Origin of the sequence: Myxococcus vastator (assembly GCF_010894475.1) — a bacterium.
Classification (GTDB): domain Bacteria; phylum Myxococcota; class Myxococcia; order Myxococcales; family Myxococcaceae; genus Myxococcus; species Myxococcus vastator.
Genome location: NZ_JAAIYB010000195.1, coordinates 1 through 14,498, shown reverse-complemented (window position 1 = coordinate 14,498; position 14,498 = coordinate 1). Strand labels below are relative to the sequence as shown.

The 14,498-nt window shown below is 69.5% G+C and carries 12 protein-coding genes; 5 read left to right on the top strand and 7 right to left on the bottom strand.

Features of this window, described 5'->3' with window-relative positions; translation table 11 throughout:
* Positions 1–1,039 (bottom strand): SPFH domain-containing protein (locus G4D87_RS19975; protein ID WP_163783656.1); only part of this gene is annotated, 1,039 nt, incomplete at its 3' end.
* A gap of 5 nt (positions 1,040–1,044) precedes the next feature.
* Positions 1,045–1,527 carry an NfeD family protein gene (locus tag G4D87_RS19970; RefSeq protein ID WP_163783655.1) on the bottom strand — a complete coding sequence of 161 codons (483 nt, stop codon included), beginning with the start codon at positions 1,525–1,527 and terminating at the stop codon, positions 1,045–1,047.
* 204 nt (positions 1,528–1,731) lie between these two features.
* On the opposite strand from G4D87_RS19970, the gene G4D87_RS19965 reads away from it, so the two are divergent.
* Positions 1,732–4,776, top strand: a complete 3,045-nt coding sequence (locus G4D87_RS19965) for an error-prone DNA polymerase (RefSeq protein ID WP_163783654.1) — start codon at positions 1,732–1,734, stop codon at positions 4,774–4,776.
* Positions 4,773–5,537, top strand: a complete 765-nt coding sequence (locus G4D87_RS19960; protein ID WP_163783653.1) for a DUF4336 domain-containing protein — start codon at positions 4,773–4,775, stop codon at positions 5,535–5,537. Before G4D87_RS19965 ends, G4D87_RS19960 begins: the two co-directional genes overlap by 4 nt.
* A gap of 37 nt (positions 5,538–5,574) precedes the next feature.
* On the opposite strand, the gene G4D87_RS19955 is transcribed toward G4D87_RS19960, so the two are convergent.
* From G4D87_RS19955 to G4D87_RS19940, 4 genes are all read right to left on the bottom strand, one after another.
* On the bottom strand, positions 5,575–6,624 hold the full coding sequence (locus tag G4D87_RS19955) for a GNAT family N-acetyltransferase (RefSeq protein WP_163783652.1): 1,050 nt from the start codon (positions 6,622–6,624) through the stop codon (positions 5,575–5,577).
* Entirely contained in the window at positions 6,617–7,369 is a 753-nt protein-coding gene (locus tag G4D87_RS19950; protein WP_163783651.1) for a hypothetical protein, read from the bottom strand. Before G4D87_RS19950 ends, G4D87_RS19955 begins: the two co-directional genes overlap by 8 nt.
* A gap of 306 nt (positions 7,370–7,675) precedes the next feature.
* Positions 7,676–9,337 (bottom strand): acyl-CoA dehydrogenase family protein, encoded by a 1,662-nt coding sequence (locus tag G4D87_RS19945; RefSeq protein WP_163783650.1) that lies wholly within the window; start codon positions 9,335–9,337, stop codon positions 7,676–7,678.
* Positions 9,334–9,777 carry a hypothetical protein gene (locus G4D87_RS19940; RefSeq protein WP_205507650.1) on the bottom strand — a complete coding sequence of 148 codons (444 nt, stop codon included), beginning with the start codon at positions 9,775–9,777 and terminating at the stop codon, positions 9,334–9,336. Before G4D87_RS19940 ends, G4D87_RS19945 begins: the two co-directional genes overlap by 4 nt.
* 380 nt (positions 9,778–10,157) lie before the next feature.
* Here G4D87_RS19940 and G4D87_RS19930 point away from each other — a divergent pair, with 380 nt between their 5' ends.
* From G4D87_RS19930 to G4D87_RS19920, 3 genes are all read left to right on the top strand, one after another.
* Positions 10,158–11,036 (top strand): SGNH/GDSL hydrolase family protein, encoded by an 879-nt coding sequence (locus G4D87_RS19930; RefSeq protein ID WP_163783649.1) that lies wholly within the window; start codon positions 10,158–10,160, stop codon positions 11,034–11,036.
* Between the two features lie 50 nt (positions 11,037–11,086).
* Positions 11,087–11,959, top strand: coding sequence for an SGNH/GDSL hydrolase family protein (locus tag G4D87_RS19925; RefSeq protein WP_163783648.1), 873 nt, complete (start codon positions 11,087–11,089; stop codon positions 11,957–11,959).
* 145 nt (positions 11,960–12,104) lie between these two features.
* Positions 12,105–13,865 carry a DUF8689 domain-containing protein gene (locus G4D87_RS19920; protein WP_163783647.1) on the top strand — a complete coding sequence of 587 codons (1,761 nt, stop codon included), beginning with the start codon at positions 12,105–12,107 and terminating at the stop codon, positions 13,863–13,865.
* Positions 13,866–13,872: 7 nt separating this feature from the next.
* Here G4D87_RS19920 and G4D87_RS19915 read toward each other — a convergent pair.
* Positions 13,873–14,498 (bottom strand): WbqC family protein (locus tag G4D87_RS19915; protein WP_163783646.1); only part of this gene is annotated, 626 nt, incomplete at its 5' end.

The following is a 14,498-nucleotide window of genomic DNA, read 5'->3' as shown; positions in this document are numbered from 1 at the left end:
GGGTGGCGTGCTCGGGGACCTTCGCGCTCCGGGCAATGGCCTGGGCGCTCAGGCTCGCGGCGGAGCGGGCCGGCTCCGGGGCGGGCCTGGTGGCCTCCCCCGTCTGGGTGAAGACCTCCTTGAGCGCGGCGACGGCGCCCAGCGTGGCGGTGGCCTCGTAGGGGACGAACATCTTGTTGTCGCCCTTGCCCAGTTCCTGGAGGGTCTCCATGTAGCGCAGCGCGAGCACCTCGGGCGTGGCGCGGCCGGTGTGGATGGCCTCGAAGACGAGCCGGGTGGCCTCGGCCTTGCCTTCGGCCTGCAGCATGGTGGCGCGCTTGTGGCCTTCGGCGCGAGCAACCTCGGCGTCGCGTTCGGCCTCGGCGCGGAGGATGCGGGAGATCTTCTCGCCCTCGGCCTGGAGGATGGCGGCGGACTTGTCGCCTTCGGCCTTGGTGACCTCGGCGCGGCGCTCACGCTCGGCGGTCATCTGCTTGGCCATGGCGGCCTTGATGGCCTGGGGCGGCTCGATTTCGCGCAGCTCCACGCGTGTCACCTTGACGCCCCACTTCTCGGTGGCCTCGTCCAGCACGATGCGCAGCTTGGTGTTGACCGTCTCGCGGCTGGTGAGCGTCTGGTCCAGCGTCAGCCCGCCCATGATGTTGCGCAGGTTCGTCATCGTGAGCTGCTCGATGGCGAGCGCGAGGTTCTCTATCTGGTAGAGCGCCTTCGCGGGCTCGACGATCTGGTAGTAGATGACCGAGCCGACCTCCATGTTGACGTTGTCGTGGGTGATGACCTGGACGGTGTCGAAGCCCATGACCTGCTCGCGCAGGTCCACGAGGTTGCTGCGCATGACGCGGTTGCCCGTGCGCATCTCGATGGCGCGGGGCGCGTCCACGAAGGGGATGAGGAAGTTGAGGCCGCTGCTGGCCGTCTTGTAGAACTTGCCCAGCCGCTCCACGACCATGACCTTGGCCTGCGGAACGATGCGAATGCCGGTGGCGGCGATGCCCACCAGGATGACCGCGAAGACGCCGAAAATCGTCACGACTTCCATCCCGTCTACTCCTTCCTCGGAGCCTCCGAGGGAACCGGCAATGACGCCGTCGGTCGGCGCACCCAGAGTTTGAGACCTTCCACCTGCTCCACGGTGACGCGTTCGCCTTCGGGCACCGGGCCCGACAGGGAGCGCGCCGTCCACAGCTCGCCATTGATGCGCACCGTGCCCCCGAACGGGTCGCCCAGGGACTCCACCACCACGGCCTCCTGGCCAAGCATGGCCTCGATACCTGTCTTCAAATGCGTGGCGTCACGCATGAAAACGTTCTTGAAGAGGGTACGGGAGGCCGCGAACAGGGCGACGGAGATGGCGGTGAACAGGTAGAGCTGGCCGTTGAGCCCCAGGCCCAGGGCCGCCGCGACAGAGGTGGCCAGCGCCCCCACGGCGAGCCAGAGGAGCATGAAGCTGGTGAGCTGGAGCTCCAGCGCGCCCAGAAGGAGCGCCGCGATCAGCCAGAGCTGCCACGCGGTGGGAGTGAGGTCCATGGTGAAAGATGTTTGTCAGTCGGGTTGGCGTCCTGTCAAACGGTCGCGAGGGCTTCAGTAAGCGCCGCGCCGCGCTCTCGAAAGTGGACGACCGCGGCGCTCAAGCGCGCGGAGCAGCGCGGGGCGCAACCCATGAAGTCGCTTGCCCGCACCGCGAAGATCCAATCTAGCGCCTGAACGCCTGTTCGGTATCTAGATCCGGGCGTGGACTACGCCGAGCTGGTCTGCCGCTCCAACTTCTCGTTCCTTCGCGGGGCCTCGCATCCGGAAGAGCTGGTGGCCACCGCCGCGAGGCTCGGGCTGCGTGCGCTCGCGCTGACGGACGCGGATGGCCTGTACGGCGTGGTGAAGGCGCACCTGGCGGCGAAGGAGCACGGGGTGCGGCTCATCCTGGGCGCCGAGCTGACGCTGGAGGACGGCCCCCCGGTGGTGGTGTACGCGGCGGATGGGACGGGGTACTCGAACCTGTGCGCCCTGGTGTCCCAGAGTCGGATGACCCACCCCAAGGGGGAGGCCGGGCTGCCCTGGCGCGCGGTGGCGGATCGGTCCGCGGGGCTGCTCGCGCTCCTGCCCGAGCCCGCGCCCTTTGAGCAGGTCGCCTCGCTGGCGGAGGCCTTCCCGGAGCGCTTCCACGTCGGCGTCTGCCGCACGCTGTCGGCGGGAGACACGGAGCGCGAGGCCCGCGCGGAGCGGCTGGCGCTGGAGCTGGGCGTGCCGCTGGTCGCGCACAACGACGTGCACACGCACCACCGCCGGCGGCAGGCCTTGCAGGACGTGCTGGTGTCCATCCGCCACGGGACGTCGGTGGACCAGGCGGGGACGCGGCTGCTGCCCAACGCGGAGCGGACGCTGAAGTCCCCACGGGACATGGCGCGCCTGTTCGCGGACCGGCCAGAGGCCCTGGCGCGCGCGGCGGAGCTGGCCTCGCGCTGCCACGCCTCATTGGATGACTTGCACTACCGCTTCCCGGAAGAGGGCCTGCCCGAAGGCCGCACCGCGGACGCACACCTGCGCGTGCTGACCTGCGAAGGACTGCGGTTCCGCTATCCGGAGGGCGTGCCCCCGGCGGTGGTGAAGCAGATTGAGCACGAGCTGAAGCTCATCGCCGCGTTGGACTTCGCCGGCTACTTCCTGGCGCTGTGGGACATCGTCCGCTTCGCCAGGGCCCGGGGGATTCTCTGCCAGGGGCGGGGGAGCGCGGCGAACTCGGCGGTCTGCTACGCGCTGCAGATCACCGCCATCGACCCGGTGCGGATGGGCCTGTTGTTCGAGCGCTTCCTGAGCATGGAGCGCAAGGAGCCGCCAGACATCGATGTGGACTTCGAGCACGAGCGCCGCGAGGAGGTCCTCCAGTACGTCTACGAGAAGCACGGCCGCCGGCACGCGGGCATGGTGTGCGAGGTCATCTGCTACCGGGGCCGGCTGGCGCTGCGTGAGACGGGCAAGGCGCTGGGGCTGTCGTTGGACCAGGTGGACCGGCTGTCGAAGGTGTCCGCGTCCAACGGCTTCGACGTGACGCCGGACGTGCTGCGCGAGGCGGGCCTGTCCGCGGAGGACGGCCGGGTCCAGAAGACGCTGGCGCTGGCCATGGAGCTGGAGGGCTTTCCCCGGCACCTGTCCATCCACGTGGGCGGCTTCGTGATGACGCGCGAGCCGCTGACGGAGCTGGTGCCGGTGGAGAACGCGGCGATGCCGGGCCGCACCGTCATCCAGTGGGAGAAGGACGACATCAACGCGGTGGGGCTGCTGAAGGTGGACCTGCTGGCGCTGGGCATGCTGACGGCGCTGTCGAAGTGCTTCGCGCTGATTCGCGAGCACCACGGGCGGGAGCTGTCCCTGGCGACGGTGCCGGCCGAGGACCCGAAGGTCTACGACATGCTGTGCGAGGCGGACACGGTGGGCGTGTTCCAGATTGAGAGCCGGGCGCAGATGAACATGCTGCCCAGGCTGCGGCCCAGGACGTTCTACGACCTGGTGGTGGAGATCGCGCTCATCCGCCCGGGGCCCATCGTCGGCAACATGGTGCACCCGTTCCTGCGCCGGCGCCACGGCCAGGAGCCGGTGGCGTACCCGAGCGAGGCGGTGAAGGAGATTCTGGGCAAGACGCTGGGGGTGCCGCTCTTCCAGGAGCAGGCGATGAAGCTGGCCATGGTGGCGGCGGGCTTCACCGCGGGCGAGGCGGACGGACTGCGGCGGGTGCTGAGCCACAAGCGCGCTGAATCCATGCTGCTGCAATACCGGGGGCGCTTCGTGGAGGGCTGCGTGTCGCGGGGGTACACGCGCAAGCAAGCCGAGGAGTGGTTCGACAACTTCCGGGGCTTCGCGCACTACGGCTTCCCGGAGAGTCACTCCGCGAGCTTCGCGTTGATTGCGTATGCGTCCAGTTGGCTGAAGTGCCACTACCCGGCGGCCTTCACGGCGGCGCTGCTCAACTCGCAGCCCATGGGCTTCTATGCGCCGCACACGTTGGTGGCGGACGCGCAGCGGCATGGCGTGGTGGTGCGGCCGGTGGACGTGCGGCACTCGAGCTGGGACTGCACGCTGGAGGAGGGCGGGGCCGCGCTGCGATTGGGACTGCGGATGGTGAAGGGCCTGGGCGAGTCCGCGGGGCGGCGCGTGGCGACGGCGAGGCGCGAGGGCTTCCGCGACGTGGGCGACCTGGCGCGGTGGTCGCGGGCGCCTCGGCACGAGCTGACGCGGTTGGCCCTGGCGGGCGCCCTGTCGTCGCTGTGTGGCTCCCGGCGTCAGGCGTTGTGGGAGCTCCAGGCGCTGGGGCCGCTGGACGCGGATGACCTGTTCTTTGGCATGGCCATGGACGGCACGGCGGTGGAGCTGCCGTCCATGGATGTGCTGGAGCGGGTCTGCGCGGATTACGACACGGTGGGGCTGTCGCTGGAGAAGCACCCGCTGGAGCTGCTGCGCCCGGTGCTGAAGCAGCAAGGCGCGGTGACGGCGGAGGGGCTGAAGAAGGTGGCCCACGGGCGGAGGGTGGCGGTGGGCGGCATGCTCATCTGCCGCCAGCGTCCACCCACGGCCAAGGGCATCTGCTTCATCTCCCTGGAGGACGAGACGGGCATCGCGAACCTGGTGGTGCCTCCGGACGTGTACGAACGGTGCCGGAAGGACATCCATGGCGCGCTCTTCCTGGTGGGAGAAGGCGTCCTGGAGCGCTCCGGCAAGGTGACGAACGTGAAGTCCTTCCGCGTGGCGTCATTGCATGGACAGCGGGGTACGCTGCCTGGGCGATGACCGCCGAGCTCGAATGGAATGACGGGGTGCGCCCCTACACGCCGCTCTCCACCCTCAAGCCCGTGGCGGACGGCGTCTGGTGCGTGGACGGGCCGGTGGCGAGGATGCGCGTGGGCCCCAGCTCCCTGCCGTTCCCGACGCGCATGGTCATCGTCCGCCTGGGGTCGGGCGGCTTGTGGCTCTGGTCGCCCACGGCGCCGACGCCCGGGTTGTTCGAGCAGGTCGACGCGCTCGGCCCGGTGGAGCACCTCGTCTCTCCGAACCGGTTCCACTACGCGGGCATCCCGGCCTGGAAGGCACGCCATCCGCGCGCGACGGCCTGGGCGTCTCCGGGCGTTCGCGAGCGGGCGCGCTCCCAGAAGATGGACGTCCCGTTCGATGCCGACCTCGGCGACGCCGCGCCCGCGGCCTGGGCCACGGAGCTGGGCCAGCTCATCTTCCGGGGCAGCCGCTTCGTGGAAGAGGTGGTGTTCTTCCACGGTGCATCCTCGACCTTGATTGTCGCGGACCTGGTCATGGCGCTGGAGCCCGAGCGTCTCCGGCCCCGCCTGCGATGGCTGCTGACGCTCGGCGGGACGATGTGGCCGGGACAGACGCCACGCGAGGTGCGCGTGACGACCTGGGGACGGACGGCGCAGGCGCGCGCCTGCTACCAGCGGATGATGGCCTGGCAGCCTCGCCGGGTGCTCCTCGCGCACGGCCGTTGTCACCTCGATGAGGGCGTGGCCCCGCTCGAACGCGCCTTCTCCTGGCTGCGCTGAGGCACGGGCGTGGCGAGCCCTGGACGCGCGCGCCGCGTCAGCGCAGGTGCATGAACACCCGGGGCGAGGCGGGCAGCTCCACGTCGGGGGTGGTGAGCAGGCAGGTGACCCGGGAGCCCCCGGGAAATGGCAACCACCCGGAGCGCAGCATCAGGTGTGTGGGCGTACACGGGCTGCGCAGCATCGCGGCGCAGTCGACACCCTGGCTCACCATGTCCTGCATGGCCACCCACAGCAGCCGCCGTTGCTCCGAAAAGGGCAGCCCGTCCTGGAAGGCGAGCAGGTCCACCAGTCCCGTCGTCAGGAGGCCTCGGGCCGTCATCTGCAACGTGTAGTAGTTGACCAGGCCCTGGATGACGCCGTCCCGCTCCAGGACGAAGGTGCGTGGGACGTCGCGGAACTGGAGCTGGTGGGCCAGGCGCTCCGACGTGTAGGCATAGCCCAGGTTCACCGGTCGCATCATCTTCTGGACCAGGGCCATGCATTGCGACAGGTCCCGGGGCTGGTAGGCCCGGACGCCGTCGGTGCGCGCCGCCAGGAAGCCTCGGTGGTGGAGCGGACGCGTGAGGGTGAGGAACGCGCGCTCGGCGATGCTCAGCGACCAGCGGACCGCCTTCTCCGTGTTGAAGGTGTGCAGCCACATGCCCAGGCCGTTGAGGTAGCGCGTATGGCTCCGCCGGCCCCAGAAGCCCTGGCCCAGGGTGCCGTTGGCCACGCAGCCCAGGGTGATGGCCGCGCCACGCTCCCGGTGACGGGCCTGCATGGTGTCCGACAGCTTGATGCCAATCCCCTGGCCCCGGCTCTCTGGCGCCACGCTGACCCAGCTCCCGTAGGTGCCATCCACCTGCCGCGAGCCGAGCTGAATCTTCGCGGGTTCCGCCAGGAAGGCCCCCACCAGCTTGCCCTTCGAATACGCCCCCAGCAGGTAGTCCCGGTCCGCCAGGGGATTGCTGAAGAGCAGCCAGTCGAAGAAGCGCTCGTCCCAGACCGTCAGCCCCATCTTCGCGCCGTAGGTGCGCTGCCAGACGCTGTTGATGAACCGGGACGCTTCCTTCGCGTCGCCCTCGAAGGCGCGGACCTCAACCATGACGGGCCTCGGGCGCGGAGACGGGCACCGGCGTCGAGGTAGGGAGGGGGACGGCGTGCATGGACTCGGCGGCGGACGGGTGCTGGCCGAAGAGGTGGGTGTACAGCGCGCGCGTGGTGGGGATGAGGGCATTCCAGTCGGGGAGGTGGACCTTCTCCGGGCCGACGAGCACCTTCGCGTAGATGGCCTCGTAGACGCGCTTCACCGTGTTGGGCGCGATGGCGTCCACGTCGAACGCGGGCACCAGGCCCACCAGCTTGAAGCCGCGGAGCTCGGCGTTGCGCTGCGCCCGGGCCAGCTTCAGGGTGGAGTAGTAGAGGACGACCTCCGCGCCGATGCCGCGACCCACCTGCTCCAGCAGGGAGATGCCGAACTGCCCCAGGCCCAGGCCTCGCTGCGAGGGCTCAACGGCTCCCATCGCGGCGGACAACTGCAGGCCGCGAACGTTCTTCTCCAGCGTCAGCAGCCCGATGATTTCCTGGGTGGCCCGGTCCCTTCCCAGAATCGCATACACCGGCTGCTCTGGAGACTCGCCCTGGAGACAGACATGCTGCTCATAGAAAGCGTGCTCCAGGTGCCGGCTCTCCGTGCCGACCCGGATGTCCGGATACCATTTCCCCAGGAGCGTCGTGACCTGCTCGATGGAGTCCCGTGAGAGCTGCTCGAGGCCGCAGCCCTCTGGCGGTCTGAGCCCCCCCAGCATCTCGTCCAAACGTCGCCATTGCATCTTGTGCATGGCGGGCATGATTCGAGGTTGTGAACGCGCCGCGCAGCTGCTTTCTTCTGTATTTTCTTGAGTATGTCTTTGGCCGATCAGGTCCCCCGCTGAAGCGTGACGTGTTACACAGGCTCCGCGTTTGGGAGTGGGCAGGTGATATGCGGGCTCGGCGTGAGGGGAGGGGTGGCCGTCCGCGAGCCGACGTCCATGTGCCTTCAAGGGCGCCCGCTCCGGAGGGAGGGGTCGGGCGGCCCCGGGACATGAATTGAATGTAAGTGATTGAGAATGATTGGGTGTGTCGTGTCGCTCGGGGCGGAGGCCAGGCGCGGCACCTCAGGCCAACAGCCGGACATCTTCCAGGCTCGCGGCCGGTTGGATGAGGTCCACGCCGTGCGAGGCGAAGCGCCGTGCCGCGGCCTTGCTCCGGGGGCCGTGGCCATGCTCCAGACACCACTGCGCATGGGCGCAGAGCAAGGCCAGCTCCAGCGTCCGTCCCAGCGTCAGCGAGAAGCGCCGGGCGCCAGCCTCCAGGGTGGCGGGGTCCTCCATGGCGCCAGCCACCCAGGCCCGCGCGTGCTCCAGCGCGCCGTGGGCCGCGTCGACACAGGGGCGCAGGCCCGCGTCCCGGGTCTGACCCAGGCGTCCCTCCACCTCGTGGAAGAGCGCCTCCAAGGCGCCCTCCTTCGCCAGGGCGCGCAGGGTGTCCAGGGAGAGGACGTTCGTGGTGCCCTCCCAGATGGACAGCACCTGGGCGTCGGCCTGTAGCCGCGGAATGCCCGTGTCCTCCACGTAGCCCGCGCCGCCGAAGGCCTCCGTGACTTCGGAGGTGACGTGCACCACCTGCCGGCCGGTGGTCAGCTTCGCCAGGGGTGTCACCAGCCGCTGGAGGAGCAATTCCTGCTCGGTGGCGACGCGCGCCTCCATGCGGCCCAGCAGCTCCACGGCGCGGAAGGCCAGCAGGAACCCCGCCTGGAACTCCGCCTCCAACCCCGCCAGGGTGTCCATGTGCAGCGGCTTGTCCGCCAGCGTCGCGCCGAACTGCACCCGCCGCTGGGCATAGTCCCGGGCCAGGGCCAGCGCCCGGCGCATGCTCCAGGCGGAGCCCACCGCGTTCCAGGTGCGTGTCACATTCAGCATCCACGCCATGTTCCGGATGCCATCCGTCAGCCCCGCCACGGGGGTGGCCAGCGTGCCATCCAACGTCAGCTCCGCAGTGGGCACCTTGCGCGTCCCCAGCTTGTCTTTGAGCCGGTTGATGTGGATGCCATTGAGCCTGCCGGCCGCGTCTCGTGTCTCCACGTAGAACAGGGCCAGGCCCTTGCCGCCGGGGCCATTGCCTTCCGGGCGCGCCAGGGTGAGCGCCATCTGCGCCGTCGTCGCGGAGGTGAACCACTTCGTCCCGGACAGCCGCCAGCCCTCCGGGGACTGCCGGGCCACCGTCTGCGTGAGGCCCACGTCCGAGCCGCCGGTGCGCTCCGTCATCCACTGGCCGGACGTCCACGCCGTTGCCGGCTCCCGGGACGTCAGGCGGGGCAGGGCGCGGTCGATGAGCGCCGCGTTGCCCAGCGTGAGCAGCGAGCGCGCCGCGCCGTCCGTCATCGCCAGCGGGCACGAGTACACGTCCAGCGACGCCTGCACGAGGTAGTTGAGGATGAACTGGTGGATGCGGCTGAGCTCGGCGTTCTTCTGCTCGTAGGCGGTGGCCACCAGCCCTCGCCGCGCGGCCAGGGCCTCGGCCTCCTTCCACAGCGGGGACACGTCGATGTGGTCCACGCGGTGGCCCCACGCATCCCACTGCGTCAGCTCGGGCTCGTTCAGCCGGTCGCGGAGCTGGAAGCGGTAGAAGTAGTCCCCGCCCAGGTCTCCCAGCTCGCGGAACTCGTTCGTCAAGCCGCGCCGCAGGTCCTCGGGCAGGGTGCGTGCCAGGTAGCTCTGGAGCAGCGCATCGTCGTCGTACTGGTTGCCCAGCCTCGGCGGTTCCTGGAAGAAGCTCATGCCTTCCAGGCTACCACTCCGCCGCGGACGGGACGCCCGACGTGGGGGACCGCGGCGAGCGGGTCAGGCCGGAGCCAGGCGCAGGCGCCCAGCGCGAGGACCCCGGCGCAACTGACGAGGCGTGGGAGCCAGGTGGCCGGGTGCGCGCGGAGCAGCAGGGCGCTCGCCGCCAGGGCGAAGGCCGTCCCCTGGCCCGTGTCGGGTTGCGCGGCGGAGGCGGCGAAGCGCTGGTGCAGGGCGGCGCTCATGCCCAGCAGCACCCACGGCGTGGCGATGGCGGAGGCATGGAGGCGCACCGGCCCCAGCGCCACCCACCGGTGAATGCCTTCCAGTCCAGGGAACAGGAGCGTCGAGGCCGTGAGCAGAATGGCGATGATGGCGAGCGGGGTGGCGGCGCGCGAGCGCGTCAGGTCCGGCTGGCGCCCGAGCAGGAACGCCATGCCTGCGCCCAGGGCCGCGGCCGCCGCGTTGAGGGCGAAGGTGGGCCGTTGCCGGTGACGGGGGCACCCGCCACGTCGAAGCTGGAAATGGTCGAGCCGTTGATGCGGTAGTGGCCGGTGATGCTCTACGCGGGGCTGCCGTCCGGGTTGTTGACGCGGCACTGCGGCAGGCGCGCGGTGTTGTAGACGACCTGCGCCTGGTCTCCCTCGCTCAGGACCTCCGACTGGCGGCTGACAGGCACATCGAGGTCCGGTGAGCTTTGATTTGTTCCATGTGAAAGGACGAGAGTCGTAAAAATTGAGATAATGAAAATGAAGCCGAAACGATTGGTGTCGATGCTCGATAAAAGGTGAATCACCCATCAACTTGGGAGTTCTCCTTGAAGCTTCGATTCAGCCTCTTCGCCGCGTTGCTCATGCTTCTGCCGCTCACCGCGGCCGCGCAAACGCAGCTCGTGGTGTTCGGTGACAGCCTGAGCGACTACGGGAACCGGACGATCGCCACCAGCGGCCCCAACACGAATCCGCGCAGCCAGATTACGGGCGTGTGGGTGAAGCAGCTCGCGGACCAGCTTGGCCTGCCGCTGACGCCATCCAACAGCGGTGGAACGAACTACGCCCAGGGCGGCGCCGTCACCAGCGGCATGAACGTGCAGGTTGATGACTACCTGGCGGACGTGGGCGGTGCGGCGAATCCTACCGCGCTCTACGTCCTGTGGGGCGGCGGCAATGACATCAACCGCAAGGCCCGTGCGAATCCGTTGGACACCGCGGGCATCCGGGCCGCTGCGACCACCGCCGCCTCGAACGTCGAGTCGCAGATTCGGGCCCTGGCGGAGGCGGGCGCGCGCTACGTGCTGTGGGTCAACATGCCGCCGCTGCATCGCACGCCCGCGGCGCTGCTCGTTCCGTTCGGCCTGGGAGAGACGGTGCTCCGTCCGCCGAGCCAGCACTTCAATACGCTCGCGGTCCAGGCCATTGCCCGGCTCCAGGCGGAGTTCCCTGGTCTCACGATTGGCGGCATGGATGTCTACACCCTGTTCATGGACATCGTGTCGCGGCCGTCCGCGTATGGCCTGACGAACGTGACGGGCACCGCCCAGGGCAAGGCCGTCAACCCGGACACGTATCTGTTCTGGGATGAGATTCATCCCACCAGCAAGGGCCACGCCATCCTGGCGGACCACGCCTACGAGCTGATTGAAGAGGCCACGTCGCTCTGGGCCTACGACGAGTCGTGGGCGGCTCCGGCGCACTGACCGGCCCTTTCCTCGGAATTGAATCCAGCCTCATCACCAGGAGCCCACCTGTGAATCTCAGCCTTCGTTATCTCTTCGTCGCCTTGTTGGCGCTCGGGCCCGTTCACGCGGGCGCTCAAACGCAGCTCGTCGTGTTCGGAGACAGTCTGAGCGATACCGGCAATAACGGCGTCTCCACCAGCGGCCCCAACACCCACCCGAGCAGTCAGATTGCGGGTGTGTGGGTGAAGCAGCTCGCGGATCAGCTCGGCCTGCCGTTGGATCCATCCGACGACGGCGGCACGGACTATGCCCGAGGTGGCGCGCTCACCAGCGGGATGAACGCGCAGGTCAACGCCTATCTGGCGGACGTGGTCAGTGTGGCGAATCCCACCGCGCTCTACATCCTGTGGGGCGGGCCCAACGACATCGCGACCAAGGCCCGGAGCAACCCGTTCGACACCGCGGGCGTCCGCGCCTCGGCGGCCACCGCGGCCTCGAACATCGAGTCGCAGATCCGCAAGCTGGCGCAGGCGGGGGCTCGTTATGTCCTCTGGGTCAACCTGCCGCCGCTGCATCAGACGCCGTCGGCCCAGGCCATTCCGTTCGGGTTGGGAACGGTGGTGCTCAAGCCGGCAACGGATCTGTTCAACACGCGCTGGGCGCAGGCCATCACCCGGCTCCAGGCGGAGTTCCCCGGCCTCACGCTGGGCGGGATGGATGCCCATGCGCTGTACTCGGACATCGTCGCCCGGCCATCCGCCTACGGGTTCACGAATGTCACGACGCCCGCCAAGGGCAAGGCCGTCAACCCGGACCGGTACCTGTTCTGGGATGACGCGCACCCGACCAGCTATGCTCACGGCCTCCTGGCGGACCACGCTTTCCAGATGATTGAAGAGGCCACGTCGCTCTGGGCCTACGACGCGGCGCCCGCCTACTGAGCGTCCCGGTGACGCGCCGAGGGGCCGGGCGAAGCGCGTGCCCGGCCCTTCATTCGCGAAGTCCCCGTTTCATCCGCAACTCCGTTTCGTCCAAACCGGACCGATGCGGTAGGCTCCGGCGCGAACACCCTGGAGCGAGCACCGCATGTCCCTGTTCAGGCGACCGCCATCCCCGGAGTCGGGCTCGTCGAGCGACGAGTCCAGCCGCAGCGTCACCCCCGTGGAGACGGCCGTGGTGCCGCCCACGGTGCCCACGCCGGTGCTGTCGGGGCCGCCGCGCCCGCGCGTCGGTGGCACGGGGGTGACCGCCGCGCTCCCGCCGCGTCCCCCGGGCGCCGCCACCGGCTCACGCCCCGCGCTGCCGCCGGAGCCGGACGAGCCCGACTTCCCCACCGAGCGCCGCGCGTCGTCCTCGCCGCCGGATCGCCGGGCGCCTCCGCAGGCCCCGGCCACGCTGCCGTCCGTCATCGTCGCCCCGCCGGAGCGCCGGGGGCCCGGGCCGTCCCAGTACGCGGGCCCGGACCGGCGCGGCAGTGCCGCCAGCCCGCAGTACAACGGCCCCGAGCGCCGGACGCGGCGGCCGGGCGAGGAGGGCGGCCCCGGCCAGGGTGACCGCTACTGGCCCGCCCAGCCGCGCACCCTGCTCGAGACGGGCCTCAACACGACCTTCGTGGAGGAGCTGGTCCTCAAGGCGCTCTTCTTCGCCGGTGAGATGCGCGGCATGGACATCGCCGCGCGCCTCCAACTGCCCACCGCGCTGGTGGACGACGTCATCGAGGGCCTGCGCCGCCAGAAGTACATCGACATCCGCGGCGGTGGCGGCTCGGGCGTGGGCAAGTCGACGATGATCTACCAGCTCACCACGTTCGTGACGGACGTGCTGCGGCAGGTGCTCGACCGCAACCGCTACAACGGCCCCGCGCCGGTGCCCTACCTGGAGTGGGCGGCCGCCGTGAAGAAGCAGACCGTGCGCGGCAACCGCATCACCCGCGCGCGCATGCAGGACAAGTTCGGCGACCTCATCATCAAGGACTACATCTTCGACGGCATCGGCCCGGCGATGAACTCCGGCCGCGCCATCTTCTTCTACGGGCCCCCGGGCAACGGCAAGACGGCCATCTGCCAGGGCATGGTGAACTGCTTCGGCGGGGACATCTTCATCCCCCACGCCATCCTCATCGACGACTTCGTGGTGCGCATCTTCGACGCCAACCTCCACAAGGTGGTGGAGGACGAGCCCGGCACGCCGTCGTATGACCGGCGCTGGGTGCGCTGCCGGCGCCCGCTCGTCGTCGTGGGCGGTGAGCTGACGCTGGAGATGCTGGATCTCGTGTACTCGCCGGAGGTGAAGTACTACGAGGCGCCGTTCCAGATGAAGGCGAGCAACGGCATGCTCCTCATCGACGACTTTGGTCGGCAGAAGGTGTCCCCCAAGGACCTGCTCAACCGGTGGATCGTCCCGCTGGAGAGCGACATCGACATGCTCACGCTGCACACCGGCAAGAAGCTGCAGGTGCCCTTCGACGTGTTCGCGGCCTTCTCCACCAACCTGGACCCCAGCGACCTCGTGGACGACGCCTTCCTGCGCCGCGTCCGCTACAAGCTGGAGGTGCAGCGCCCGGACGAGCAGCAGTTCCACGACATCTTCCAGGTCATGTGCCGCAAGCGCGGCGTGCCCTACAACGCGGCGGCGGTGGACTACCTCATCGACGCGCACTACCGCCCGGTGGGCCGCCCGTTCGCCGCCTGCCAGCCGCGTGACTTGCTGGACCAGGTCATCGACATGGCGCACTACCAGGGCGTGGAGCCGCGCCTGACGACCGAGCTCCTGGACTCCGCCGTGCGTGGCTACTTCGTGCGCTTCGACAAGGACAAGCCGGCGGGGACGTCGGCCTCCGCGGGCTGAGGCGCCGTCATCCGCCCGGGGGCCGGGGCGCGAACGGTCCCCAGGGTGACGGCTCCAGCCACTGGCGCACCTCGTCCACCGGCACGTTGGCCAGCACGTCCACCAGCGACATGCCGTGGACGAAGCGGCCCGGCCGGCCCTGCGCGTACTCCGGATGGCGGAAGCGCTGCCAGAGCACGCGCACGTCCGCGTCCCGGAAGCGGCTCACCTGGAGGTACAGCGACGAGCCCAACCCCGAGTAGTACGTGTGCGCGCCCAACTGCCGACAGTACGCCACCAGCCGGGCTGACTTGTCCTCACCCTGCTTGTCCAGCGTGGAGGCCAGGACGAGGTTCGGCGTCAGGCCCAGCGGCTCGTTGAAGAGGGCCATGCTCGCCAGCAGCACCCGCAGCAGCGAACCGGGGCCCGACTCGCGCGCCGCCGCGTCATAGAAGGGCTCCAGCCGGGGCAACACCTGCGAGGCGAAGCAGGGCCGCTTCGCGTACAGCGACACCATCGTCCGCAGGTGCTCGCGGGCCCAGGGCTGACGCGCATCCACCGCCAGGTCCTTGATGAGGGTGTCCCGGTGCGGGTCCTCCAAGGGGATGGACAGCCACTGGAACCCGGGCTCCGTGGGCGGGGGCAGGGGGACGT

Coding starts and splice junctions, on each gene's coding strand:
- G4D87_RS19940 (WP_205507650.1), bottom strand. CDS start 9,777: ATGGCGTTCCTGCTCGGGCGCCAGCCGGACCTGACGCGCTCGCGCGCC.
- G4D87_RS19970 (WP_163783655.1), bottom strand. CDS start 1,527: ATGGACCTCACTCCCACCGCGTGGCAGCTCTGGCTGATCGCGGCGCTC.
- G4D87_RS19945 (WP_163783650.1), bottom strand. CDS start 9,337: ATGAGCTTCTTCCAGGAACCGCCGAGGCTGGGCAACCAGTACGACGAC.
- G4D87_RS19960 (WP_163783653.1), top strand. CDS start 4,773: ATGACCGCCGAGCTCGAATGGAATGACGGGGTGCGCCCCTACACGCCG.
- G4D87_RS19955 (WP_163783652.1), bottom strand. CDS start 6,624: ATGGTTGAGGTCCGCGCCTTCGAGGGCGACGCGAAGGAAGCGTCCCGG.
- G4D87_RS19920 (WP_163783647.1), top strand. CDS start 12,105: ATGTCCCTGTTCAGGCGACCGCCATCCCCGGAGTCGGGCTCGTCGAGC.
- G4D87_RS19950 (WP_163783651.1), bottom strand. CDS start 7,369: ATGCCCGCCATGCACAAGATGCAATGGCGACGTTTGGACGAGATGCTG.